The sequence below is a fragment of the Gracilibacillus caseinilyticus genome (genome assembly GCF_022919115.1).
Classification (GTDB): domain Bacteria; phylum Bacillota; class Bacilli; order Bacillales; family Amphibacillaceae; genus Gracilibacillus; species Gracilibacillus caseinilyticus.
Window position 1 is genome coordinate 3,953,341 of the sequence record NZ_CP095072.1, and the last position, 24,092, is coordinate 3,977,432.

The 24,092-nt window shown below is 36.9% G+C and carries 25 protein-coding genes and 4 pseudogenes; 13 read left to right on the forward strand and 16 right to left on the reverse strand.

From position 1 onward, the window contains the following. Positions 1 to 17 precede the first annotated feature (17 nt). Entirely contained in the window at positions 18 to 368 is a 351-nt protein-coding gene (gene yugI, locus MUN88_RS18960; protein ID WP_244718126.1) for a S1 domain-containing post-transcriptional regulator GSP13, read from the reverse strand. A 252-nt stretch (positions 369 to 620) separates the two neighbouring features. On the opposite strand from yugI, the gene MUN88_RS18965 reads away from it, so the two are divergent. Further along, on the forward strand, positions 621 to 1,433 hold the full coding sequence (locus MUN88_RS18965; RefSeq protein ID WP_244718128.1) for an alpha/beta fold hydrolase: 813 nt from the start codon (positions 621 to 623) through the stop codon (positions 1,431 to 1,433). Between the two features lie 73 nt (positions 1,434 to 1,506). Next, a complete protein-coding gene (locus MUN88_RS18970; protein ID WP_244718130.1) occupies positions 1,507 to 2,670 on the forward strand; it encodes a MalY/PatB family protein in 1,164 nt (387 codons plus the stop codon). Positions 2,671 to 3,429: 759 nt separating this feature from the next. Here MUN88_RS18970 and MUN88_RS18975 read toward each other — a convergent pair. The 3 genes from MUN88_RS18975 to MUN88_RS18985 all read right to left on the reverse strand — a co-directional run bounded on the left by MUN88_RS18975 (position 3,430) and on the right by MUN88_RS18985 (position 4,621). Then, complete coding sequence (locus tag MUN88_RS18975) at positions 3,430 to 4,017, reverse strand: superoxide dismutase family protein (RefSeq protein ID WP_244718132.1); 588 nt, start codon at positions 4,015 to 4,017, stop codon at positions 3,430 to 3,432. A gap of 61 nt (positions 4,018 to 4,078) precedes the next feature. After that, positions 4,079 to 4,246, reverse strand: coding sequence for a hypothetical protein (locus tag MUN88_RS18980; RefSeq protein WP_244718134.1), 168 nt, complete (start codon positions 4,244 to 4,246; stop codon positions 4,079 to 4,081). Between the two features lie 111 nt (positions 4,247 to 4,357). Continuing rightward, a complete protein-coding gene (locus MUN88_RS18985; RefSeq protein ID WP_058306856.1) occupies positions 4,358 to 4,621 on the reverse strand; it encodes a phosphocarrier protein HPr in 264 nt (87 codons plus the stop codon). 217 nt (positions 4,622 to 4,838) lie between these two features. Between MUN88_RS18985 and deoD the strand changes: the two genes are divergently transcribed. Together deoD and MUN88_RS18995 are read left to right on the forward strand one after the other, a co-directional pair. Continuing rightward, positions 4,839 to 5,546, forward strand: coding sequence for a purine-nucleoside phosphorylase (gene deoD / locus MUN88_RS18990; protein WP_244718136.1), 708 nt, complete (start codon positions 4,839 to 4,841; stop codon positions 5,544 to 5,546). A gap of 258 nt (positions 5,547 to 5,804) precedes the next feature. Next, entirely contained in the window at positions 5,805 to 6,278 is a 474-nt protein-coding gene (locus MUN88_RS18995) for a divergent PAP2 family protein (RefSeq protein WP_244718138.1), read from the forward strand. 695 nt (positions 6,279 to 6,973) lie between these two features. On the opposite strand, the gene spsC is transcribed toward MUN88_RS18995, so the two are convergent. From spsC to MUN88_RS19010, 3 genes are all read right to left on the reverse strand, one after another. Further along, complete coding sequence (gene spsC, locus MUN88_RS19000) at positions 6,974 to 7,651, reverse strand: stationary phase survival protein SpsC (RefSeq protein ID WP_244718140.1); 678 nt, start codon at positions 7,649 to 7,651, stop codon at positions 6,974 to 6,976. Between the two features lie 67 nt (positions 7,652 to 7,718). Continuing rightward, positions 7,719 to 8,030, reverse strand: coding sequence for a YuiB family protein (locus MUN88_RS19005; protein ID WP_244718142.1), 312 nt, complete (start codon positions 8,028 to 8,030; stop codon positions 7,719 to 7,721). A 155-nt stretch (positions 8,031 to 8,185) separates the two neighbouring features. Beyond that, the gene (locus MUN88_RS19010; RefSeq protein ID WP_244718144.1) at positions 8,186 to 9,406 is read right to left on the reverse strand and encodes an NAD(P)/FAD-dependent oxidoreductase; all 1,221 of its coding nucleotides are present in this window, start codon (positions 9,404 to 9,406) and stop codon (positions 8,186 to 8,188) included. A gap of 279 nt (positions 9,407 to 9,685) precedes the next feature. Here MUN88_RS19010 and MUN88_RS19015 point away from each other — a divergent pair, with 279 nt between their 5' ends. From MUN88_RS19015 to MUN88_RS19025, 3 genes and pseudogenes are all read left to right on the forward strand, one after another. Beyond that, a complete protein-coding gene (locus tag MUN88_RS19015) occupies positions 9,686 to 10,669 on the forward strand; it encodes an NAD(P)/FAD-dependent oxidoreductase (RefSeq protein ID WP_244724633.1) in 984 nt (327 codons plus the stop codon). 412 nt (positions 10,670 to 11,081) lie between these two features. Further along, a complete protein-coding gene (locus MUN88_RS19020; protein WP_244718147.1) occupies positions 11,082 to 11,381 on the forward strand; it encodes a YhjD family protein in 300 nt (99 codons plus the stop codon). A gap of 180 nt (positions 11,382 to 11,561) precedes the next feature. After that, positions 11,562 to 12,790: pseudogene (locus MUN88_RS19025) on the forward strand (IS256 family transposase). A 73-nt stretch (positions 12,791 to 12,863) separates the two neighbouring features. On the opposite strand, the gene MUN88_RS19030 reads toward MUN88_RS19025, so the two are convergent. Then, complete coding sequence (locus tag MUN88_RS19030; RefSeq protein WP_244718150.1) at positions 12,864 to 13,706, reverse strand: alpha-helical endospore appendage domain-containing protein; 843 nt, start codon at positions 13,704 to 13,706, stop codon at positions 12,864 to 12,866. A gap of 309 nt (positions 13,707 to 14,015) precedes the next feature. Between MUN88_RS19030 and MUN88_RS19035 the strand changes: the two genes are divergently transcribed. Both MUN88_RS19035 and MUN88_RS19040 read left to right on the forward strand, forming a co-directional pair. Further along, positions 14,016 to 14,714, forward strand: a complete 699-nt coding sequence (locus MUN88_RS19035) for a hypothetical protein (protein ID WP_244718153.1) — start codon at positions 14,016 to 14,018, stop codon at positions 14,712 to 14,714. Next, entirely contained in the window at positions 14,665 to 15,264 is a 600-nt protein-coding gene (locus tag MUN88_RS19040) for a sensor histidine kinase (protein WP_244718156.1), read from the forward strand. Before MUN88_RS19035 ends, MUN88_RS19040 begins: the two co-directional genes overlap by 50 nt. 215 nt (positions 15,265 to 15,479) lie before the next feature. Here the strand turns inward: MUN88_RS19040 and MUN88_RS19045 are convergent, their stop codons facing one another. From MUN88_RS19045 to MUN88_RS21915, 3 genes are all read right to left on the reverse strand, one after another. Next, positions 15,480 to 15,776 (reverse strand): chymotrypsin family serine protease, encoded by a 297-nt coding sequence (locus tag MUN88_RS19045; protein ID WP_244718159.1) that lies wholly within the window; start codon positions 15,774 to 15,776, stop codon positions 15,480 to 15,482. Between the two features lie 137 nt (positions 15,777 to 15,913). Continuing rightward, positions 15,914 to 16,345 (reverse strand): spore germination protein, encoded by a 432-nt coding sequence (locus MUN88_RS19050; protein ID WP_244718161.1) that lies wholly within the window; start codon positions 16,343 to 16,345, stop codon positions 15,914 to 15,916. 418 nt (positions 16,346 to 16,763) lie between these two features. After that, on the reverse strand, positions 16,764 to 17,012 hold the full coding sequence (locus tag MUN88_RS21915) for a spore germination protein (protein ID WP_369810003.1): 249 nt from the start codon (positions 17,010 to 17,012) through the stop codon (positions 16,764 to 16,766). A 496-nt stretch (positions 17,013 to 17,508) separates the two neighbouring features. Here MUN88_RS21915 and MUN88_RS19055 point away from each other — a divergent pair, with 496 nt between their 5' ends. The 4 genes and pseudogenes from MUN88_RS19055 to MUN88_RS19070 all read left to right on the forward strand — a co-directional run bounded on the left by MUN88_RS19055 (position 17,509) and on the right by MUN88_RS19070 (position 19,787). Beyond that, positions 17,509 to 18,264: a metallophosphoesterase family protein gene (locus tag MUN88_RS19055; protein ID WP_244718164.1), complete on the forward strand. Its 756-nt coding sequence runs from the start codon at positions 17,509 to 17,511 to the stop codon at positions 18,262 to 18,264. 65 nt (positions 18,265 to 18,329) lie between these two features. Next, positions 18,330 to 18,845 (forward strand): annotated as a pseudogene (locus MUN88_RS19060) (DinB family protein). Between the two features lie 169 nt (positions 18,846 to 19,014). Then, a pseudogene (locus tag MUN88_RS19065) lies at positions 19,015 to 19,197 on the forward strand (GNAT family N-acetyltransferase); the annotation flags it as partial. Between the two features lie 113 nt (positions 19,198 to 19,310). Beyond that, positions 19,311 to 19,787, forward strand: coding sequence for a GyrI-like domain-containing protein (locus MUN88_RS19070; protein ID WP_244718167.1), 477 nt, complete (start codon positions 19,311 to 19,313; stop codon positions 19,785 to 19,787). A 94-nt stretch (positions 19,788 to 19,881) separates the two neighbouring features. On the opposite strand, the gene MUN88_RS19075 is transcribed toward MUN88_RS19070, so the two are convergent. The 5 genes and pseudogenes from MUN88_RS19075 to MUN88_RS19095 all read right to left on the reverse strand — a co-directional run bounded on the left by MUN88_RS19075 (position 19,882) and on the right by MUN88_RS19095 (position 23,983). Continuing rightward, complete coding sequence (locus MUN88_RS19075) at positions 19,882 to 19,992, reverse strand: peptidoglycan-binding domain-containing protein (protein ID WP_244718170.1); 111 nt, start codon at positions 19,990 to 19,992, stop codon at positions 19,882 to 19,884. Between the two features lie 390 nt (positions 19,993 to 20,382). Next, positions 20,383 to 20,688: a hypothetical protein gene (locus MUN88_RS19080; protein WP_244718173.1), complete on the reverse strand. Its 306-nt coding sequence runs from the start codon at positions 20,686 to 20,688 to the stop codon at positions 20,383 to 20,385. 800 nt (positions 20,689 to 21,488) lie between these two features. Then, a pseudogene (locus MUN88_RS19085) lies at positions 21,489 to 21,581 on the reverse strand (HesB/IscA family protein); the annotation flags it as partial. Positions 21,582 to 21,882: 301 nt separating this feature from the next. Next, positions 21,883 to 22,038: a hypothetical protein gene (locus MUN88_RS19090; RefSeq protein ID WP_244718176.1), complete on the reverse strand. Its 156-nt coding sequence runs from the start codon at positions 22,036 to 22,038 to the stop codon at positions 21,883 to 21,885. 13 nt (positions 22,039 to 22,051) lie between these two features. Then, positions 22,052 to 23,983, reverse strand: a complete 1,932-nt coding sequence (locus tag MUN88_RS19095) for a phage tail spike protein (RefSeq protein WP_244718178.1) — start codon at positions 23,981 to 23,983, stop codon at positions 22,052 to 22,054. Positions 23,984 to 24,092 lie beyond the last annotated feature (109 nt).

Below are 24,092 nucleotides of genomic sequence, written 5' to 3' on the forward strand. Positions count from 1 at the left end.
TATATTATGGTTTTAATTTATTCTGACTGTTTAATCCATTCTTTCAGCTTGTCCTTCAGCGTATTAAATCCGTGTTCCCCCTCTTTATCGCTTATTGTACTTTGTTGACGTTCTGTTTTCTGATCTGATTCGAGGGCACGTATAGAAAGCGCATATTTATTATCCTGTTCATCTACATCAATAATTTTTACCTTTACCTTGTCCCCTTCTTTGATATGATCTGAAATATTCTTTACAAATCCGTTGGTTACTTCCGATATATGCACCAAGCCTTGCATATTCTCACCAATAGAAACAAAGGCACCATACGGCTGCACACCACTGACGACACCTTCTACTATATCTCCTACCTGAAAATGATCTGACATGAGTTCCATCTCCTCTATCTATATACCATCGATATATGTTGTAAACATTATGTAATGTTAGCATATATCAGTAGAAAATAGCAAAGAATTGCCGGTCTTCATTTTTTTATCTTTTTTTAAAAAAAACAGGTTTGAAATACTTCTAATTGGGCAATATATAGTTATGTAAGACTTTCTCGTATTCCCCCTGGATAGCAAAGCGATACATCGCTTTGCTTATTTTTTTCTTAAGTGAAGGAGCGCTTAGGACAGATGAACACCATTCCATTCAAAGGACACATTATTAGCTATCAATTCTATTCCAACCCCACAAAACCAACGATCATTTTACTTCATGGCTTTTTGGCATCATCCTACTGCTATCGTAAAGTTATTCCTATTATCCAAGATAACTTTCAATTGCTTACGATTGATATTCCCCCCTTTGGTAACAGTGAAAAATCCAAATCATGTTTGTTTTCGTATGATCACATGGTGGAAGCTATTCAATTCATCATGGCAGACCATCAAATCGAAACCGCTGCTATTGTCGGACATTCAATGGGTGGTCAAATCGCATTACGTTGTGCTCATCAGCTTAACCAGATCTCCGAGCTATATTTATTGGCTCCGTGCAGTTTTATGAAGCATTCACCACTATTTGCCAAGATCATATGTCACAATCCATTTTCGCCTTTCATAGCACGACGTTTATTGAAGCAAAAAGGCGTATATGAAATGCTGCGTCATTCTATTTATAACGATTATTTAATTACTGATGAGATGCTAGAGCATTATAAGCAACCATTTTTGAATCGTAAAATGTATCCATGTATTATAAAAATACTCAATGACCACCAAGGAGATTTATCGGAACAAGAACTGACAGAAATCGATATTCCTGTCACCATCTTTTGGGGCAAGAATGATGAAATTATTCCCTATCAGATTGGTTATGAACTGATAAAGTACATACCACATTCCACCTTAACAACGGTTGAGCATGCTGGTCATTTATTACCTGAAGAAATCCCTAATATGATTGCCGACAGTATATTATCAAGTAAGGAATTCCCAGTTCAATAGAGCATTACACTTTTTTTTCAGTCACCGATATGATTAGATAGATATAGCTTGTGAAAAAAGGAGTGGAAATTTAATGACGCATTCTTTTGAGAAACAAATTGAAAGAAGAAATACACGAGCAGTTAAATGGGATTTAGTAAAATCTCTCTATGGCGCAGAAGATGTACTGCCAATGTGGGTAGCTGACATGGATTTTGAAGTACCAGAAGAAGTAATAAAAGCCTTAACTGCAAGAGCAAAACACGGTGTATTTGGTTATACATTTACTGATCATGCATTGGCGAGCACCATCACAGAGTGGTTAAACGACAGACATGATTGGCAAGTAAAAAAGCCATCCATTCTATATAGCCCAGGAGTCATTACAACTCTTTATATGGCGATCCAGACGTTTACTAATAAAGGGGACAAAGTATTAATTCAAACACCTGTTTATCCTCCTTTTTATCAAATTGTGACAAATCATGATCGTGAATTAGTCAAAAATCAGCTGGTATTACGTCACGACCGCTATGAAATAGATTTTGATGATTTCGAAGCAAAGCTGCAAGAAGGTGTGAAGGCATTTATCTTGTGTAATCCGCACAACCCCGTCGGGCGAGTCTGGACAGAAACCGAATTACGCAAAATCGTAGCGCTTTGCAAAAAATATAATGTCATGATTTTATCTGATGAAATCCATGCAGACTTGGTTTACTCAAATAACAAGCACATTCCAATAGCAAAATTAGATGAAGAGATGGCCGACAAGATTATTACCTGCATGTCACCAACAAAAACATTTAACCTTGCTGGCTTACAAGTATCTTATGCTATCGTTCCTAATCGTTCGAAACGAGAAGCATTAGAGAAAACATTCCAAAAGCAAGGGATACATATATTGAATACAATGGGAATTACCGCATTGGATGCTGCATATCAGCATGGCAGAGAGTGGCTCGAACAGCTGCTGGCGCAATTAACTCGAAACATTGACTATGTAGTGGAAGCATTTGCTGAGCATCCAAGGGTTGACGTCATTCGTCCGGAAGGTACCTATTTAGTTTGGCTTGATTTCCGAAAGTTACAACTGTCGCAAGCAGACCTTAAAGACTTTCTCCAAACACATGCCAAAGTTGGTCTTAATGACGGCGCCTCATTTGGTGAAGAAGGTACAGGTTTTATGCGAATGAATGTAGCCTGCCCATTTACTCTTGTTGAAGAAGGAACAAACAGAATAATTAAGGCTTTAGGATAGAAAAACTCGGCATTCGCTTCGTCTTTTAAGCGGGTGCCGAAGCTTTTCTTATGCTTGGTACATCAAAAATTTTCACCACCTCAAACTTCTCACCAGCTAAATTTCCCATTTTTTTGACGTGTATGAAAAAACGTATTTAAACCCCGACCTTCTCGTACTAATTTAAGTATATATTTAGCTACCTATAATACGGATTGTGTCAACTAACGTAGAGGTCATTTTGGCATGTTTAAAGTGGTATGATAACGCTCCGGCCAAACACTTCGCGTCCCGCGGGAGTCTGCGTGGTAGCCGGAGCAAATGTATGGGTTCTACAACTTATACAAGAGCTAGCATATTGAGCTGATTATAATTGCCATAATAGCATTCGAATTCTACATAATATGCCTAGCACTACTGCTTTTAGCTGTTCCATACGTTGTAACGCTTCCTTAAGCGTAGGAAATATGCAGAGTCTCCGCATGCGTCAGCACAAATTGATTTTGTCTCTGCCTGTGTCTACAAGTATTGCTTCTTTGCTTCCTAGGCACAAGGCAACAAAGAAGCATTGCAAGTAGTAGCCTAGCTGAGGCTCTATGGCTCTACAGGACGCGGAGCATATTTCCTGAGCTTTGCTATGCATATAAAATTCCACTTAACATAATCCGTATTATAAGAAACCCACACTTCATCTTGAACATGATTGCTACTGCATTTCTTCTTTATAGTTGTTATTATGCCCTCTTTACTCATAAACAAAAAGAAGAGCAAGCAAAAACTTTACTCTTCTTCTTCTTTTTTATTTGTTTGTGTTGGATCTGTCGGTTTTTCTTCATCGTTAGCTTGCTCTAATGAAATCACACCACAGACTAACCGTTCACCAGAATTACCTGAAGGCTGTGAAACCCCGTCATCCTGTCCACTATGAATAATAATGGAGGTTCCATCTTCTCTTAATAACGATTTATCCCCATCCATCAATGTTACACCTTGCAATTCGAACTCTACATCAGCTGTTCCATCTGCAGACACTTCGAGATTTGGCATATCACCTAAATGCGGACCGTCTGGATGCATTAACCCGTGTTCCTGTCCTTCCGGATTAAAATGATTACCTGCTGATTCAAAATCCGGCCCCTCACATTTTGCATATTCATGAATATGGACACCATGAAATCCCGGTTCCAGACCTTCCACCTTTATTTGAACCGATACTTTATCCGCCTGTTCCTTAAAGGTAGCAGTTCCAACTGCATCTTTATCTACATTAAAAAGCCGTACTTCTAATGGAGAACGATTATCTCCACCTTGACAGCTCATAAGCATCACTAATGACAACAATAAAATAATAGTTAGCTTTCTATACATAGCTGATCGACTCCTCTTAACTTGTCCATTACATAGTATGGACAAACAAAAGAAAAGTTAATCAGTCTTTTAACTCATCATATTCCTGTTCCCATTTTTCCTGCTCTTTTTTTGATGCTTTCTTAATCCAGTACATCGTTGCACATGCCCCGATTACAAATACAAGCAAACTTAAAACCGCGGGAATATATAACGACTTATCTTCTGGAAAGTAAAGAAATTCCATCATATGTATCACTTACCTTCTATTTGAAAATATATCTTCACAAAATAAACACTTCTGCGTTTGTTTTCTATATCGTAACACAAAAAAAGCTAGTATCAAAACTAGCTTTTTCCCTTACTTACCTAAATGCTCTTCGATTGTTTCAGCAATTCCTTCTAAAGCTTGGTCTTCGTCATTCCCATCGACAGTAATACGGATTTCAGCGCCTTTAGGTACACCTAGTGACATAACCCCCATAATGGATTTTAAGTTAACTGTTTTTCCATTATAATGTAATTCCACATGTGATTCATATTGCCCAGCTTTGTTTACTAATAAAGTTGCTGGTCTTGCGTGAATACCTGTGTCACTTTGAATAGTAAATGATTGCTCTTTCATACAATAATTCCTCCTCATCAATCGATCATCCATCACAGTCAAACATCATCATTTAACTTGTGAAATCGCTAACTAAGTATATTATATACGATATAAAGAAATTTAGAAACTAAAAAATGAAAAAATTCACGAAGCCCTGCTAAGGGTAGCATTTGTAATTCAATATTCGTTATGATATTTTTGAATTATATTATTCCGCCTTAAGGAGGGCTTAATCATGAGTGTACATATCGGTGCTAACAAAGGAGATATAGCAGATACTATTCTGCTTCCTGGTGATCCGTTACGCGCAAAATATATTGCAGAAAACTTTTTAGAGAACGTTAATTGTTACAATGAAGTAAGAGGAATGTACGGCTATACAGGTACATATAAAGGCAAAAAGATTTCGGTACAAGGTACGGGAATGGGTGTACCATCTATTTCTATTTACGTCAATGAATTAATTCAAAGCTATGATGTACAGAATCTTATTCGAGTTGGTACGTGCGGTGCGATTCAAAAAGATGTAAAAGTTCGTGATGTCATACTTGCCAGTACATCTTCTACTGATTCTCAAATGAACAGAGTAGTATTTGGCGGAATTGACTATGCACCAACTGCCGATTTCGAACTACTTAAAAATGCATATGATACTGGTGTGGAAAAGGGATTGTCATTAAGAGTCGGAAATGTCTTTACAAGTGACAGCTTTTATCGCGACAATATGCCGGAAATGTTAGAATTACTCGACACTTATAATGTATTAGGAATTGAAATGGAAACAACTGCCTTGTACACACTGGCTGCCAAATATAATCGTCACGCTTTATCCGTCCTGACTGTCTCCGATCATATCGTAACCGGTGAAGAGACAACAGCTGAGGAACGTCAAACAACCTTTAACGAAATGATCGAAGTTGCCCTTGATGCTGCTGTGAAATAGGATGGTTGTACCTGTTTTTATCAGTCTATGCAGACCGCACAGTTAATATGCTAAAAATCATCGGCCAAACTTATGTTTATAAACACATTCCGTATTGATTAAATAGAAAAGATGAGTAGCATATTTGATCTCATCTTATTCATAATAAGAGCATGTTAATTGCTTTTTAATCGATACTAAACAGGTAAATGCTATGCTATAATAGTTAGCAAACATACTGTACTCATATCCATCTGAAAGAAAGAGAGGATGTTCTCATTGGAGCTTTTCGATAACTTTCCACTATGGGTTGCATTAATTTCTATCACATTTGCCCAAACCGTTAAAGTCCCACTTCACCTGATTGCAACGAAGGAATTTAGGCCTGGCCTTGCATTTAGCACTGGAGGAATGCCGAGCAGTCACTCTGCTGCTGTAACCTCACTTGCAACTGGAATCGGCATCGAGCACGGTGTATCCTCGGGTATATTTGCTGTTTCCTGTGTTTTTGCCATTATCATCATGTTTGATGCAACAGGAATTCGGAGACAAGCTGGGGAACAAGCCATTTTATTAAATACCTTAGTTAAAGACTTCCATCGCTTTGTATCTGAAGCAAAAGGATGGGCACAAAAAGGGGAATACGAAAAGCAAAAAGAATTAAAAGAGTTGCTCGGACATCAACCAATAGAAGTGTTCTTTGGTGGATTAACAGGGATCATCTTAGCTTTCTTACTTTATCCGCTTTTCTAAATACCTAGTAAATAATGTTAACTAAGAAAAACCGGGAAAGTCCACCCGATCCTAACTAACAAAATAATATACAGCTACTTATAACATAGATTATGTCAACTAGCTAGACAGATCATCAACATGCCCATTTTGAAATGATTAATGTGCTAGGATAACGCTCCGTCCAACCACTTCGCGTCCTGCGGGGCACGGCTGAAGCTAACTTTGTGAAGAATACCGCTTCACAAAGTGGATCTTCAGCACCTGCACGTCCCGCGGGAGTCTACGTGGTTGGCCTACGCTAGAATAGGTGCTCTACAACCTTTGTAAGAGCTAGCATATTGATTCTCTTTCATAAATATCAGCATTTGAATAACATAATGCCTAGAATCACTGCTTTTAGCTGTTCCATACGTTGTAGCACTTCACTTAAGCGTAGGAAATATGCGGAGACTCCCGTGGGATCAGTCGTGTCCGAAAATCCCGCAGGAAAGCGGTCTTTGCTTTCTGAGGAAGTTGAGGCCGACCCCACAGGACGCAGAGCATATTTCCGGAGCTTTATGAAATCTATCAAAATTACCACAATGTCAGACAGTTCTACTTACATAATCTATATTATCAGAACTTATATAATCTTGAACGCGTTCACGTCTGCCATTCGCTTCAATGATTGGAATTGGTTATAAGTAAAAAAAACAGCCTTATCGGCTGTTTTTTTACTCTGCTTTATACTGCGACCTAAACACTTGTAATGCTTCGGTATTATTTAATTCAGATAATACATCTTCTGTCAACTTTCCTTCACCATATTCAACAACATAAACATCAACATTTTTCTTTCCCCATTTGTCATACACTTCTTTGACAGTTGGATAATACAAATCAATTTTATGTCCGTTGATTGCACCACCTGTATCTGCCACAACACCATAACCATAATCGGGAATGTACAAGATCGTTCCTATTGGGAAAATGTCAATATCTGCTGCGATCGTCGAATATAAATCTCTGGTTACTTTAACTCCTGAATAAGTAATACCATAGGCCGGATGACCAGGCGACTTTCCTGTCGACTCCACCCCAGCAGTATAACCTGTAGCCACAACATGTTTCTTTTCGTATTGACTTAAATCTAACGTTTCTTCTAAAGTTGCCGGGGCTTCAATTTCTTCACTCGAAATATATGTGATATTATCGCGAAAATTGATATATTTTTTTTTCGCTAATACTTCCCTGTCTTGTTGATAATGAAACGTGTATGCTTCGCCACCATCTCGCAAGCTAGTAATTACTTCCTTTGCTGAAACATTTGATATCATTGTAAAACTGGAAATGACAGCACAAAAAAACATGAGGACCATTACTAGATTCTTAATCATTTTTTTTACTAACATAAAAAGATCACACCTCTCTAGGTGTAATCTTTTCCACTACATACGGAAAATATACATTTTTGTGATGTTAAAACATTTGGTAGCCATTTTTCCGCAAGAAGCGAATGACAAACCCAGCTGTAAGTGTACCAATGAATCCTGATAATAAAATAATGGCATCTTGATAACCTAACGTAATGATCTCATGCCATAATGTTGAAAAGGCAAACCCAGGATCCTTGAAATATGTAGAAAATGAGAAGGTATCCACAATTAATATGACAATAATAGGAAAAACAAAAGCCATCAGCCATGTTTGTCGTAAAATCATATTAAGAATAAAGCTGATACCAAAAAACAAGACGAAAAATAAGAGAACCGATATAAATAATTGAATCATTGCTAAACTCCTCTTCCACCATATCAAAATCTGTCACACATTATATTGTAGCTTGAGGTGTCCCCAAGCGCAATACTGTTCAATGGATTGTAAGAAATGAATAATCTCAGATGAAAGAAAAAACAGAGGAATCGATCCTCTGTTTTTTTCACCTATTATGAAAAGAAATTGAATTTTCCTTTTTTCAATAGTAACCCTACACCACCGATTTTAAATAAGGCACGGTTGTCGATAACTTTCTTCATGACAGAAGCAGTCCATCCAAAGATTTTTTTGCCGCCAAAAATAGAACCCATTGCATCATTATGGCCTAATGAACAAACAGTACCTCGGTTAATGAATTCAAAGTGTTCTAATTCTCCACCTTTTACTAGCGCGATCAAGTTATGTGCACAAACTTCTGCTTCTTGCATCGCGATTTGAGCTGTTGGTGGATATGGACGATCAATTTCTTTGTTCCATACTAATGCACAATCTCCAACAACGAACACATCTTCATGAGATGGTGCACGTAATTCTGGCGTTACTTCTACTTTACCACGGTTATCTTCTAATGCAGATTCCTCAACTAAGTGATTAGCTCGTACACCAGCAGCCCATACTGTTGTCATCGTCGGTATATCTTCTTTTTCATCGTTTTGTTCTACTGTAATACCTTCAGCTCGTACTTCTTTCAAGAAAGCACCAAGCTTAAATTCTACACCACGAGCTTCTAATGAATTCATCGCATACTCGATTAATTCAGGATCGAATCCTGGCATAATAGAATCCATAGCTTCTACAACGATAATACGTACTTTGTTTCGGTCAATGTCATATTCTTCACATAGTTGTGGTACACGGTTTGCTAATTCACCAACAAATTCAATACCAGTAAAACCTCCACCGCCAACTACGATATTAAGACGTTCTTGCTTCGTTTCTGGTTCATTGTTATACGTAGCAAATTGATAATCGATATGCTCACGAATTTGACGTGCTTTATTAATGCTTCCGATCGTAAATGCATTCTCAAGCAATCCTGGAATACCAAATGTAGCTGCTTCAAATCCTAGTGCTACAACTAAATAATCATAGTCAAGCGCATTCCCATCTTGTAATTCCACTTTCTTTTCGTCTGGTTTAATTGCAGTTACTGTATCTTGTACAAAATTCACCTTTGCTGAATCAATTAAATCAGCAATTTTTACTCGGCTACGATCATGGTGTAATGTACCTGCAGCTGCTTCATGTAACCATGTAGATTCATAATGATAGTCGTTTTTGTTGACAAGTGTAATTTGAGCGTCATTTACACCAAGTTTATTTTGTAATTTTGCAACGGTAGTTAATCCACCATAACCTGCTCCAAGTATAACTATTTTTGGGTTATTCATGCTTCTCACATCCATTTAATTATTTTTCTGTTTAGTTCGTGATATTTTTCACGTACTAATCCGCAATGATACAACTATATTACTAATTAGTCCATAGTATATGTTAGACCTTTTTACGACATTTTTCAACCCTTATTTTGTTTTTGTATGATTTTTAGACAAAAAAATTTCACTTAGCAATTTGTACAAATCGTGAATTAAAACCTTACAATAATGACATAATCTGCACTATTGTGTTAAAATAAATGTCATTGATGTATGCATTAGGGGGAATCTATGATGTCAAATGAAGTGTATGATATAACCATTATCGGCGCAGGTCCGGTTGGATTATTCACTGCCTTTTACGGTGGTTTAAGACAGTCTTCTGTCAAAATTATTGAAAGCCTTCCACAGATTGGAGGGCAACTCAGCGCCTTATATCCTGAGAAATATATATATGATATTGCGGGCTTCCCAAAAGTTCGTGCGCAAGAACTCGTTGACAACTTAAAAGAACAAACAGATATGTTTAAACCCGAAATTGTCTTGGACCAATCTGTTGAGAACGTAGAACGTATAGATGAAGAAACTTTTCGAATTACTACTCCTACCGAAGAACATTACTCCAAAGTGATCATTATCACTGGCGGCAATGGCGCATTTCAGCCGCGAAAACTTACCATTGATAATGCGGAACAATTTGAAGATAAAAACCTGCACTATTTCGTTGATAATATGGATAAGTTCCGTGATCAGCGGGTTGTATTATTTGGTGGTGGAGATTCAGCGGTAGACTGGGCATTAATGTTAGAACCTATTGCGAAAGAAGTTTCCTTGGTTCACCGACGTGAAACTTTCCGGGCGCATGAAGCAAGTGTAGAAAATTTAATGAATTCCAATGTGAATATTTTAACACCTTATGTACCAGAAAGCCTAATCGGACAAAACAAGATTGATCAAGTTCGATTGAAGGAAGTTAAAAGTGATAAAGAGATTGTTTTAGATGTCGATCACGTACTAGTGAATTACGGCTTCATTTCTTCACTTGGTCCAATTAAAAACTGGGGTCTGGAAATTGATAAAAACAGTATCGTTGTTAATTCAAAAATGGAAACAAATGTGCCTGGAATTTACGCAGCAGGTGATATTTGTACGTACCCAGGTAAAGTAAACCTGATCGCTGCCGGATTTGGTGAAGGCCCAACTGCAGTAAACAATGCCAAAGCATTTATGGATCCAAAAGCAAGAGTACAACCGAAACACTCAACAAGCATGTTTTAGTGGTAAAATTATAATTATAAAAATATCACTAAACACCTATATATCAGCGTTTTTGTGTTTAAGATCGAAATATAATAATACATTATTTTTATTGAAAGTGTATCATATACAGTATCACAAAAATTCAAGCATCTACTTATTCGGTAGGTGCTTTTGTTTTTAATTCGATAATTCTAATACATTTTTATATTCGGTGTATTTTTCTTCATCCATATTAGGTCCTCTAAGCCTAACTAATACATTTTTATGTTTTATCGTACGATCTTATTTGCGCTTCCTGTTTCATCATAAAACGACTTCATTGCATCTTAATCACCACCAGTATTTTTCTTCGCACCAACACGAACGAATGTTCTTGGTAAATATTTAAAAGAATTATATAATGAAGTAAAAAAATAGTGAGGTGAAAACAATGCGATATTTGAGCAATGAAGAATTTCAACTTGGATCGCGTTATTTATTTTTATCTTTGGCCATACAAGTAATACAAAAGAACTTGGAGAAATTACGTAATCAGTCAATATTCAAACTCAACGAACCTTACGTTATGTTACTGGAAAGTATCGAAAAGAAAGCCATTGAAGAAAGACGGCAATCAAAGATAAGGATTAGTCAAGAGAAGATCGATGTGCTAGAAACTAACCAGACAGATACATTTACGGAGTACACTTATTTTTGCAAAGGGAAAGCAGAGAAAAAGAAATTATTTTAAGCCGGCTATTCGTAAGAAAGTGTTGGTCATTTTAAAAGAGTATTTTGAGAAGGTAGAAATGAAGATAGGATAAGTGGGAGTGTAATATAAACTGTGTAAGTAAGAAATGCGTACGATTTCTTACTCACACAGTTTTTTATTTGTTAGAATAATAAGTACAAAGCTAAAGGAGTGTTAAAAATGGGCAAACCGAAAAGAGATCCTAACTCCGTAGATTTAGCTAACAAGATTATCGAACAGTATCAACCTGAGACGGTAGAAGATATGCAACATGCATTAAAAGACATTTTTGGTCCTATGTTTGAGACGATGTTAAAAGGCGAAATGGACCATCACTTAGGTTATTCCTCCAATGAAAAAGGGCACAAAAGTACTCCAAACCGACGTAATGGATACGGAAAGAAAACCGTCAAAACATCAACGGGAGAAGTGGAACTAGAAGTGCCAAGAGATCGTGACGGCTCATTCGAACCACAAGTCATTCCCAAACGCCAACGAGATGTCTCCGCCATTGAAAACAAAGTAATTTCCATGTACGCCCGCGGTATGTCCCAGAGGGATATTTCCTCGGAAGATATTTATGGGTTTTCTGTGTCTCACGAAATGGTATCTAACATTACGGATCATGTGTTGACAGAATTAGAAGAATGGCAAACAAGACCCTTACAACCTTGTTATCCTTTTGTCTTTGTGGATTGCCTTTACGCAACTGTTCGTAATGATTACGAAACGAAGAAATACGCGGTATATACAATGCTTGGGTACACCATGGAAGGCAAGAAAGAGATACTAGGCTTATGGCTCAATGAAACCGAAAGTAAGCATAAATGGATGCAAATCTTCGATGAGATTAAAACAAGAGGAGTAGAAGATATCTTCTTTCTATCTATTGATGGCGTAAGTGGATTGGAAGAAGGTGCTCGTGCCATTTTTCCGGCGGTTACGGTACAACGATGTATTACCTTATTCGAAATTCACTTAAATATGTAGCAAGCAAAGACTACAAACCCTTCACAGCTGCTTTGCGAAAAGTGTATGGAGCATCTAGTCTAAAAGCTTGCCGCAGCGCTTTTGAAACCTTTCAACAACAGTGGTCTTCTTATCCTGGAGCCATTGATGTATGGAAACGTCACCTCTCTCATGTAGAACAGCTTTTTGACTACGGTAGTGCGATTCGCTAAATCATGTATACAACAAATGCTGTAGAAAGTGTTCACTCCAGCTATCGCAAAGTTACCCAAAAAGGAGCATTCCCACACGAGAATGCCCTATTAAAAGTCTTATATTTACGAACGAAAGAATTAGAAGATAAATGGGAAGGTGGCCATATTCAGCAATGGGCTATGGTGATGAACCAGTTATTAATTCATGACCATCTTAAAGATCGTGTTTTAAAGTATTTAGAATAACTTACACACTTTTCTTGACAAGCCCTCAAGGAGGGCATATATCTACCACTCCCCTCCCTTTACTCTTCTTATTCTATTCAAAGTTAGAAATCGCACTAATATGACAAAGAGATAAAACAGCAAAGTTATTACCTGCACCTAAGTTACCTTCTACTTTTACTAGTCCTTCCCCTACTTCAAGGATGTCTAAATTCTGTAGATTATTAAATCCACTTCCATTCACATCAATGTCAGCTGTGGAATATAGAGATAAGAATTCAGCAACTGGGTCTTCACAACAAGCACACTCTCCAGTACTTGTCACTTGGGGTTGTAATTCCGCATCTTCTAGAACATCCCCTGCTACAGCTGTAACCTGGCATAATGGTAATGCTATTGTATTTCCACCTTGATTGACAATTACAATGAAATTTCCAACAGATGAAAAACCTAAAAATGTTACGTTCTGAAGGTTTACTGTATTGGTATCTACACTACCTATAGTAATTAATGAATCTTCAGGAATTTGTTCAAATATTTCTGCTAAAGGTTCGACGCAACAATCGCAAGCTGTATCTTGTGTTGGCCCTGTTGGTCCTGTTGGTCCTGTTGGTCCTGTTGGTCCTGTTGGTCCGTTAGCAGATGGTGTAGAAAGGATGCTTTCTAATTTGTTTTCTAATATAAACTCTTTTTTAGTAATGGCTGAAATTGTATCTTGCACACTCCCGTTAACTGTTAAAATATCGCTAATTGTAGCTGTTGGTGAAGATACACCAGGTAATGTTCCAAGAACATATTGGAGTTTCTCACCTTCTGCATTTATTATATGACTAAGACCCAATTCTTCTAAGGCAATGGATGATAACAGTAAATTAATCGCATCATCTCTCGTTACACTTATTTCCGGCGTTATATTTGGAATATTGGACTGAGACATTTTTTCACTCCTTTTTTAGGTTTCTTTATCATTGTATAAATTTAAATGGGAAATTTCTTGTGCTATAGCACAAAAAAATAAATAATTTGTATTGAACTCCTTAAGTAATTAAAAATGATTAATAATCCCGAGACTCAATGATTCAATAAAATAACTACGCATTTTTGAAGTAAATTCACAACCTTATGATCAAAAAGTGTGTACATTCTATCATCTATAAATCTATCCCAATGCTTGTTTCACACATATAATTTATATATAATGAAGCAACTATATACGAATAATCTATCAAAATAATCGGAGGCTTATATGACAGTTGATATAGCAACACTTGATATTGTTTTAGGAATTGTTAATTTTATGGCATTTATTTTGATGATTATTTTCTGGAGAATAAACCCCATGGTGAAAGGGACAGCCATATGGGCTATTTCAGCTTCTTTATCTTTTATGAGCTTTTTTGTGATTGGGAGTTCAAACATCTTTTTAAACAATTGCGGTACGTTAATTGCTGCTGTTCTTTTAATGGAAGGAATACTTAGATTTCGAAATATTGGTGATCAAAGAAAACGGTTTAAAGGAATAATAGCGCTAATTTTACTATCCGTTATTATGTCGTATATTAATCAATCGAATCCGACAGACAGGTATCTGTATCATGATTTTGTGATTGTGATGGTTTGTATCATCTCGGCAATTACGATGCTTGTAAAAACAAATAAGATTCAATTTTTAGTGCACCTTTATACAGCCGCTTCCTTCTTTATTCTAGTTCCTGTTTTTTCTTATCGATGGTATTTAGCGTTTAGTGGTCAAATTGAAAATCATTTAATTGGACCTACGCAACATGAATTTCAAGGATTTTTTATATTTATCGGTTGTGCCTCATATCATTGGCTGGTCTCTAGGATTGGGGCTTGCTTTGACTTATCAAATGAGACAGGAATTAAAATCCGCAATGGAAGAAAAATGGTTACAAGCGCAAATACAACCCCATTTTATTTTTAATACTTTAAATTCCATTAGTGCATTAAGTGTCGTAGACGTTGAAAAAATGCGTAAATTAGTAGCTGAGTTCAGTGAATTTCTACGTAGTAAATTTGACTCTGGTTCCTTTAATACATGGACACCTTTCAAAGAGGAGATCGCTGTCGTTGAATCCTATCTGTACATAGAAAAAGTAAGGTTTAGAGACCGATTAGAAATTCATTTGAATATAGAAGATACTGAAGGGTTCTATTTACCAACTCTGACGATTCAACCAATTGTTGAGAACACAATTAAACACGGTATTATGCAACAAGCTGCTGGTGGGACGATTGAAATTAAGGCTTTTAAGAAGAAAGATTATTTACGTATCATCATTAAGGATGATGGAGTTGGTATGAGTAAGGATGTCATTAGCTCGATAAAACATAACAATTTAGATAATTCTACAGGTATAGGGCTTAGAAATACGCATAGAAGACTAATTGAAGGCTTTGGAACGGGAATACAGATTAAAAGCAAGGTAAATGTAGGTACTGTGATTGCCTTTAACATTCGCAAACGGACTTAACTAGAATCTACGAGGAATTGTAATGAATCCAGTACAAACCTCCCCTGGATTCTGGATATCTATCAGGGTTCAAAGATTTAGCCTAAGAAACTATCGATTGCTGATGAAGGAGCATCTACGCATCAATTTTTTCAAAAAAACAAACTGTGCAGTAGCCCTTATACGTACACAGTTTGTTCTAATTTCCAGTGTCTAACACAATTAATTTAGACTGTTTAATCTAGATAGGGATAGATGCCAAACTCAGAAATGATATTATGCACTTGCGTATATACTTCATAATCACCTCCATTACCTTGATGGATTCCCATAAGCAGTCCACTTTCACCACTATAAACAGTCCCTCCACTGTCTCCAGGCACGGCATAATAGTCTGCTCTTCTCATATCATATAAGTTTGATTTTGAATAACTAGTATCCACTATTTCCCCACACCTAGGTGAATAATTATGATATCCTGCTACACAAACAGTTTGTCCAACATAGTCTTCCCAATTCCTTTGGAAATCCACTAGTGTTACATCCTTACTGTAGTCTTCGTATACATAAGGACTAATATGACTAGAATTTCCATCTACAATTGTTAAGGCATCTACATTTCCACCAAATTGTTTATGATCATAGCTGTTAGCACCACCAATGAAAATTCCTAACCAATTTCCGATACATCCCTTTCCATCTTAAAACTTAAATAGGAAACTCCAAATGTTTGTATACTTCCTAAATAGGCCATGATAAATACCATTCCTGATAAAAGACCAAACACCCCATAGACAGCAGATGTAAGAACAATCAAATATTTATAAAATCTTAATGCAAATGAATTTTGGATACCAACAATAGCAAAGTTTGCAATAGTGGTTGCAGCTAATATAATAATGAGTAAGTTACTCACTAAATTCGCGTTTACGACAGCTTGACCAATAATTATCCCGCCTACCATCGTAATTGTTGGACCTATACTTCGAGGCAACCTAACACTCGCCTCCAATATCAATTCCAAAATTAACAGCATTAAAAAGATTTCTATCAATGATGGATAAGGAACATTTTGTCTACTTTGAGCTATGGATAGAGCCATTCTATTCTTAAAACACCTGGATTAACTGACACTAGAGCCACATACAAACCTGGAACACGCGTAAAATTAGTAAAGTGCATAAAAATCCTATTACGAATAAGAATAAATATCATTAATGGATAAGGATAATTCTTATCAGATTCTACTGTGAATAAATCCCAAAATAAACCTGGTAGAATAAATGCCATCGGAAGTCTATCTTGAATATGACGACCCTTCTTTGCATTATATGTTGCGCAACCTCATGAAGGTAATTCAGTTGTCATTATTTTTGGCATTGTAGACAATGAAGAAAAGCCAAGCAATTTATATAGATCCTGTTGACTTCTAACATCAAGTTTTCGAATGTTTTTTTCGATTTTCTTTGTTATATCGTCTAAAAACTCCGTTTTAATCCTATTACCACAATACACAAGATTTATCCTCTTTTGTTCAGACACTCAGAAATATAACCTTTAATAAGTAAATCTGATGAAACAATTTCTTTTCGAATTAGTCCTAAATTAGTATCTAAGTTTTCTGTAAAAGAACTTACAGATCCTTGTACAACATTTTCATTAGCAGGTTCTTGTATAGAACGTGATAATGTATTTGATACTGGTTCATATATAAAATATAAATCTAGTAATGGTCGGAATATAATTAGTTTTCCTTCAATTCCTTGAATTGCTTTATTATCTTTTTTTTACTACTATTTTCGAGTTCTTTTAATAAATCCTCTATCTTAATTTCATTCGAGACATTATGTTCGATATAATCCTGAAGCATTTTTTGGTTTCAGTTAAATCAACTAAACTTTTAAGGCCAGCGATTTCGATTTGCTGGTCATGTATTAGTATCGTTTGAAAGAAAAAATCATCATTTTTTTCTGATTGTATTTTTAATTACTACCATTCAATTTATTCCTTTCGCCCAGCATTTTACTTTGTAATAGTATTGCTGAGTTTTCTAAAGGATATACATATTTGATACAATATATTCACCTCACAGTAGGATTTACATAATCTATAACTAAATAAAAAAATTCCACCACTTTTAAATAGGAAAGAAGGACAAGGTCGTTCCTAATGAGTATGTCCCTAAATATGATTTTGTTGCAGGAAATTCCCATAAAAGCTCGAATAATGATGTAATAGGTATTTTTTAACCAAGGAGGTAAAAACATGAAAATTGCTGCGCTTTATGATATTCATGGAAACCTTCCAGCTCTTAACGCAGTGCTTAATGAACTAAAAAGTGAAAAACCAGATTTAATTCTCATTGGCGGTGATATTGTTTCTGGCCCTTTACCAGTTCAAACTTTAGAACGGCTTTTTCAATTAGCAGACCAAGACGTTCAGTTTATTAGTGGAAACAACGATCGAGAGGTAGTTATGGCATATGACGGAAAACCCCTAATGCATATGTCAGAGAAAGGACGTCAAAAACAATACTGGGTGTCTAAGCAATTATCACGTACCCAAAGAGATTTTTTAGCTACTCTAGATAAGTTAAAGATTTTTTCAATTGAAGAACTAGGAGAAATTTTATTCTGTCATGCAACTCCCAAAAGTGATAAAGAGATTTTTACACCGTTGACTTCTAAAGATCAACTCATTAACATCTTTAGTACTGTTGAACAGCAATTGGTTGTGTGTGGTCATACACATATACAATTTCAAAAGCAACTAGGGGAGGTATGTATTCTAAATGCTGGAAGTGTAGGCATGCCTTTTGCCAACCAACCAGGTGCATATTGGCTTCTACTTACACCAAAGGGTTATGAATTTAGACGAACAATATATGATATAGAAAAGGCCACAAAGGAGATTGAAACGAGTAAAGACCCATATACTTATGAATTCATCAAAAATTATATACAAAATACAATTCCAAAAGAAAGAGGCATTCAATTTCTTGAGAAATCAAAAAGATTATAAAAAGTATGAATTTGTCAATATTCATTTAAAACATATTAAGAAGATTCAATCATGAGGAAGTAATTATGTATAGAACATTAAACGATTTTTATTTATCTTGAGAATTTGAATCAAAATCTACTCATAAACTTTTCACAATACTTACAGATAAATCTATAAAGGAAAAAATATCAGATGAACAGTGGGAACTCGGACGCATTGCTTGGCATATGGTCACTTCCATTAATTTAATTTCTTCACATGCAGGTTTAACATTCGATGCGCCAAAGGATGATTGGATTATTCCTTCCTCCGCAAAAATTGTAGCTGAACATTATTTAACTACCTCACATAATTTTATTGAAGCGATTCAAAAGAACTGGACTGATACCTCGTTGCAAAAGAAAGTACCTTTTTTCGGCCAGCAAATGCCGATAGGAAGCCTATTACTATCTCTCAATCAGCACCAAACTCATCACCGCGGACAAATGACCATACTCATCAGAAAAGCTGGATTATCGGTACCTGGAATATATGGGCCTTCTAAGGAAGAATGGGAGAAATTCGGCTTGGAACAACCAAAAGAATCAACTTTCAAGTAATGATCACTTTATATTAATTTAGAATATATTAATGTTTTAAATTTATTAAGATAGTGAAATTATATTTACCGTTGCATATTTCATTAACGGAAACAAGCGAACACGGAAAAATCCCGTTTTGGTAGATGACTTTCATGTATATAAGAACAGAAAGGTTAATCATACGTAGTTTCAAGAATTAGACCTACATAGGGTTGTAGCCACTTGTCAGCCGGAAAATGTTCCCTCTTATCGTGTAATGGAAAAGAACGGCATGAGAAGAGAAGGATACTTTAAAAAATGTATTCCTCATGGAGATGATTGGTGGGATGAATACTCTTATGCAGTTCTAAAGGAAGAATGGAAGATTTAATCTGATGAATGATTTATGATATATCTAGAGTTCTATAGTGAGTGGGTACAATTTTCTGGGGGGCGAATTAATAATTCTTAAGGACGGATGTATGGGGGGAGATAAAATGAATTATGAAATATTATTTGTTACCAGCCTATCGAGCAATAGGATTACGATGGAAGGGTACATTTTCTGAAATCACACCACACTTAAAAAACGTTATTCAGCAAAGTCAAGACCGAGCTGATGAATTAAAATATAAAGTGAATCCGCATATTCAATTAGGTTTATCTTACCATGTAATAAAAGATGGATTCGTACATTACGCAGTGTATGAAGTCGGGGAGGAACAAGAGATTCCTGAAGGGATGATTGAAATACGAGTTCCTGAATTGACATATGTAAAGGGAAGACATGAAAAAGAGAAAAATATAACAAAGACCTATACGGAGTTACATAAGTGGCTAAATAAGAGTGACTATACCCCTTATAAAGAAATCGGCGTAGATTATTATGATCCTTATACTCCGATTAAACATGAATATTACCCAGTTGATCGTGATCCAAATGATCCGCATTTTGATATTTATATACCAATTGTTAAATAAATTTGTGTTAAGAACAAACGACATTTAAGCCCAGGTTTCCCATGCCTAGGCTTTTTACATAAACAATTTATTATAGTATCAAATAACGAATTACTTAGCTAAACAGCTTGCCAAACGTCACAGGACCAGGTACACCATCTACCTTAATACCTGTAGCACGTTGAAATGTTTTAACAGCTTTTGCAGTTAGCTCGCCAAAATACACCGTCAATTCCTTTTTGGATCAAACCCTTTACAGAACAAGATGGCCTGTAGAATCCAGGTAAGATTTCCTCTTGCACCTTCTTTGATAACAACTGAAGCGCCTTGTGTTTTTGGACCCCAGACGCCATCCACTTTCAGTCAGCGTCAAACTGTTTATTCAATTCAATCTGATATGCCTTGATCAATGCTTTTGGTGTTTCGGGACCGAATTTACTATCAACCGCAATGCTGAAACCAAATCGAACATATTTAACATTTTCTGAATAAAAGCTACGATACCCGTCAATTTGTCGTCAGCCATTTTATTGTCGTCACTAGAGTTACTTGCATTACCTAAATTAATAACCTGCCCAGGTTGCAATTTCTTAGCTGGGATTCTATTCTACAGCCTCTACATCGTCTGATGGAATCGATTCTGTGCTTGATTACTTTCTCGGATACTTGATTCTGCACTCTCCACATTTCGAATTAAACGATTACTGGACTGGAGTTTATCAAACGGTTCTACACTATCCCACTTTGGATCAGGTTGATCTCGAATTGTATTATTTATTCGTTCTTGTAATTTGATAGATTGATCAATAGCACTTTTCATATCTGATTCAACATTCACCAGCATACTTCTAGCTTGTTGCAAGGAACTAACATTCACACATTTATCTGTAACATCCTGCATTTCTTCCATCGTACTAATCACGATATTGATGCTATTGGATATTTATTGTATTTTATCCCATTCTAATATGTTTATCCTCTGCTAAATGTTTAAATTTTGATCAAATTCCTTATATTCTTTAATGACCAATTCTTTTCTGGAAAAAGTAGAGTCGTCACCTATTCCTCTAACCCACCATTAAAATCTTGTGCATGAAGAAATTCGTATAATAGATTTGCATGCCGATTCCTCATGCTAAAACGAACATAAGCATTTTTTTGCCTGCTTTATTGTAGCCATGAATATCATCACCCATCACAAGACGTCCTTAGATAAAGAAAAAACGGGCTTGACTTAAGTATATAATAAAGCTGTCTATAATACGGATTATGTAAAGTAAGGCTGGATTATCAGATGATAACTTTGACATGTTTTATGTGCGTAGCAAAGCTCCGAAATATGCTCCGCGTCCTGTGGGGCAAGGATTCAGATAGGCTATCTAATTAATGGATACGATTGATACCACTCCATATGCTAGCTCTTACATAATTTGTAGAGTTTTCACCTTAGCGTAAGCCACCACGTAAACTCCAGCGGGACGTACAGGTGCTGAAGCTAACTTTGTGAAGTGGTTGGTATAAGGTATCATACCACTAACAACACTTCAAAATGACTTCTACGCTAGTTGACATAATCATAAGAATCCATATTTTCTTCTTGAACATGATTCCACAATTCGCCTTTATGACTTTACTACTTCCATTACATAGAAAAAACACATCCTCTTAACGATAACTATTAATCGCTAAAAAGACGTGTTTTTTATAACCCTAAAGCAGTATTTAACAGTTTTCCGGTGTTCCTTCACGCTCTTTTGCTTTAAAGGATGAACCGCATCCGCAAGAAACGATAGCATTCGGATTATCGATGGTGAATCGTTAGGTTATACCCTCGCAAAGTTTAAAGGTTGTTTAGACGTTGACGTAACGGCATTTACAGACATTTTCGCATTCTATAAACAGGGTTGTTACTGTTCAAACCGATTGTTTTTATCGGACTTTCATAACGGTTATTAACGTTGCCTATATTCTACCCAACTTCGGCGGATATGGCAAGTTTTAATTCGCTTTAAAGTCCGATTATAATATAACGCTCTCAGTTGCAATAAGACGGACAACTATCCGCCTTTACGTTTCTCGTTGCGTCTGAATGCGTTCTAGCAACGCCTATCCTCCGTTATACCTCGACAACTACCTTATACCGGCTACCCTTTTTCCATTCATGTTTTACATACTTGATCCGTCCGCCTTGTTCTTTAGCGTACCGGTCAATGTCCGTTAATTCCTCGTTACTATATGCGGAAAAAGTTAACTCTTGCTTATTTGCGTTCATAGCTGCGCCCCCTTTAATTTTTACTACCTAAATCCGATTGAATAAATATTCGGAATATTACGTCCGCCTCAATACGTGCTAATCCGTTAGGTACTAGCGTTATTTCGTGTCTACCTCGCGTAACCTTTCCGTCACTGTCTCGGTCTAGGTACGGAAGTAAGTCGACTCTGTCTCCACTATTTCCTGTAGAACTAGCAGGATTTCCGTCTACTCGTATTAATACGCGAGAAGGCGTGGAGTTTAGTTGGTAAATGCCGTGTTTAATATCGTGTACATGGTCCGGCAAACTAATAGAATGGCTATGTGGATCGAGTGAAATGCTATGTTGGTGCTCCGGGACAGTAAAACTATGTGCATGCGATGGGATACTAATCGTATGTTGATGCGAAGGAAAATTAACTGTATGAGTATGATTTAACGCTGACGTTGGCACGTTTACTCTATGAAAGTGCCTTCCTGCCGGGGCAGGGTCGCCGTCTTGATCTAACCCACTATCGAAACTCAACGTCTGATACTGACTGTTTTGTGAGCTTGTTGTACTACCTCCGCCACCGCTTGATGACGTAGTAGACGTTCCTCCACCACTATTCGTACTCTTGCTCGTACCCCCTCCGGAACTAGTCGTTTTAGTCGTCCCGCCTCCGGAGCTTGTACTTTTAACTGTTGCGCCTCCGCCTTCTGTCGCTTGCGAGTATGAACGGAATGGCTTCGTACGATAAGTTAACTCGCACGTATTGACGTAGCGTACGTCGTCGTCAATATAAATCGGAATAGTAGCTGCGTTATCGCTATCGCAATTGTCCTGGTAGTTACTCGCTAATATGTTTGTAGCGCCTTGCGAGTATGCCTCGTTAATTCGTTGCTTGCGTTCAATGTCCGCTTGAATGGTAGCTGCGTCGTCTCTGCGGTTAGATATGACGTACTCAACTTCGAACTCTTTCGCTAGGTCCGGTATTTTCGCTTCTATAATTCTGCCGTAATAAGTTCGATCAAAGTCGGAGTCTATAACTACTATTTGCGTTCTACCGTTTAACAGGCGTCTTTCGTGCGCGTATTCCGGTAAAATAGATAAGTCCACGGAGTCAATAGAGAATGATATTTTCGGGTCTTTCCACTGCTTTAGTAACGCCTGTCCGGATTCCTTTAAAGAGTCGGCATCCTTAAAGCGTCGGTCTATCCAAATATACGAACGCTTTCCCCACTCCGTAATAGATGCGCTATCTTGTAGAAAATCGTCTCCGCCGTTTACGTCCTCGATAGTAAGCTGATTAACTCCCTCGCCCTGCCCCTTCGGAATGATATAGTTTACTATTTCTGTAGGGTCGCTTACTTCCTCAAAGGAAATCATATCTTTACCCCATCTAATTTCGCTTGTAACCTCGTTCGAAGGCTTTACAAGGTTTAATGTCCACGGATACGAAGAAGTATCAAACGTGAACTCGTAGTCCTCATCGAACGCTTTCGGAATGGATAAGATAGGCGCTAGTAATCCGTTTTCATTCTCGAAACTATATTGAAAGTACCGCTCAAACTCTACCGTTCCTAGCTGCCAATGCTCGGTACTTTGAAAGTTTAGAATGCGTTGTAAGTTGGCGCTAGTTGTCTGATTAATTAGTGCCGGTAATAGTCCGTTTATAACATCGTCTAGTAACGTCGCTAGAACGTGCTCCAATTCGTAAGTAACTCGGTTAGTTTCAATTGCTTTCCTCGTATTCGTCGGCATTATGCGATATAGTCCGTAATATCTTCCGTCCGGGTCTGCTGCGGTTTGCTCGCCTCTTATCTCGACATAGTTCATATGCGAACAAAGGTAGCGTTTAGGGTCGTCCATAGGTAGCGAAAACTCAGCCGTCCATAATTGATTAACACGTTGCTCTATTGAAATATTGTAAGCGTTTTCAATTATGCCGGTAGCTTTTAAATCTTTATCGTATATAGTTAACATTTAACCTCTCCTTTAAATTTGCGCATAAAAAAGAACGCCTCCCGCGTCGCGTCACGGTACAAACGGCGTTTTGATTTCCCTTTTTTTTATTAGTTTTCTGTTGTTCGCC

What these genes read in the sequence shown, in the direction of transcription:
- MUN88_RS18970 (WP_244718130.1), top strand. Translation starts at nt 1,507, where the DNA reads ATGACGCATTCTTTTGAGAAACAAATTGAAAGAAGAAATACACGAGCA.
- MUN88_RS18965 (WP_244718128.1), top strand. Translation starts at nt 621, where the DNA reads ATGAACACCATTCCATTCAAAGGACACATTATTAGCTATCAATTCTAT.
- MUN88_RS18980 (WP_244718134.1), bottom strand. Translation starts at nt 4,246, where the DNA reads ATGATGGAATTTCTTTACTTTCCAGAAGATAAGTCGTTATATATTCCC.
- MUN88_RS19005 (WP_244718142.1), bottom strand. Translation starts at nt 8,030, where the DNA reads ATGATTCAATTATTTATATCGGTTCTCTTATTTTTCGTCTTGTTTTTT.
- MUN88_RS18985 (WP_058306856.1), bottom strand. Translation starts at nt 4,621, where the DNA reads ATGAAAGAGCAATCATTTACTATTCAAAGTGACACAGGTATTCACGCA.
- MUN88_RS19050 (WP_244718161.1), bottom strand. Translation starts at nt 16,345, where the DNA reads ATGGCTCTATCCATAGCTCAAAGTAGACAAAATGTTCCTTATCCATCA.
- MUN88_RS19010 (WP_244718144.1), bottom strand. Translation starts at nt 9,406, where the DNA reads ATGAATAACCCAAAAATAGTTATACTTGGAGCAGGTTATGGTGGATTA.
- MUN88_RS18975 (WP_244718132.1), bottom strand. Translation starts at nt 4,017, where the DNA reads ATGTATAGAAAGCTAACTATTATTTTATTGTTGTCATTAGTGATGCTT.
- spsC (WP_244718140.1), bottom strand. Translation starts at nt 7,651, where the DNA reads ATGTTAGTAAAAAAAATGATTAAGAATCTAGTAATGGTCCTCATGTTT.
- MUN88_RS19070 (WP_244718167.1), top strand. Translation starts at nt 19,311, where the DNA reads ATGAAATATTATTTGTTACCAGCCTATCGAGCAATAGGATTACGATGG.
- MUN88_RS19030 (WP_244718150.1), bottom strand. Translation starts at nt 13,706, where the DNA reads ATGTCTCAGTCCAATATTCCAAATATAACGCCGGAAATAAGTGTAACG.
- MUN88_RS19055 (WP_244718164.1), top strand. Translation starts at nt 17,509, where the DNA reads ATGAAAATTGCTGCGCTTTATGATATTCATGGAAACCTTCCAGCTCTT.
- deoD (WP_244718136.1), top strand. Translation starts at nt 4,839, where the DNA reads ATGAGTGTACATATCGGTGCTAACAAAGGAGATATAGCAGATACTATT.
- MUN88_RS19035 (WP_244718153.1), top strand. Translation starts at nt 14,016, where the DNA reads ATGACAGTTGATATAGCAACACTTGATATTGTTTTAGGAATTGTTAAT.
- MUN88_RS19020 (WP_244718147.1), top strand. Translation starts at nt 11,082, where the DNA reads ATGCGATATTTGAGCAATGAAGAATTTCAACTTGGATCGCGTTATTTA.
- yugI (WP_244718126.1), bottom strand. Translation starts at nt 368, where the DNA reads ATGTCAGATCATTTTCAGGTAGGAGATATAGTAGAAGGTGTCGTCAGT.
- MUN88_RS19040 (WP_244718156.1), top strand. Translation starts at nt 14,665, where the DNA reads ATGGAAGAAAAATGGTTACAAGCGCAAATACAACCCCATTTTATTTTT.
- MUN88_RS19095 (WP_244718178.1), bottom strand. Translation starts at nt 23,983, where the DNA reads ATGTTAACTATATACGATAAAGATTTAAAAGCTACCGGCATAATTGAA.
- MUN88_RS19090 (WP_244718176.1), bottom strand. Translation starts at nt 22,038, where the DNA reads ATGAACGCAAATAAGCAAGAGTTAACTTTTTCCGCATATAGTAACGAG.
- MUN88_RS19015 (WP_244724633.1), top strand. Translation starts at nt 9,686, where the DNA reads ATGTCAAATGAAGTGTATGATATAACCATTATCGGCGCAGGTCCGGTT.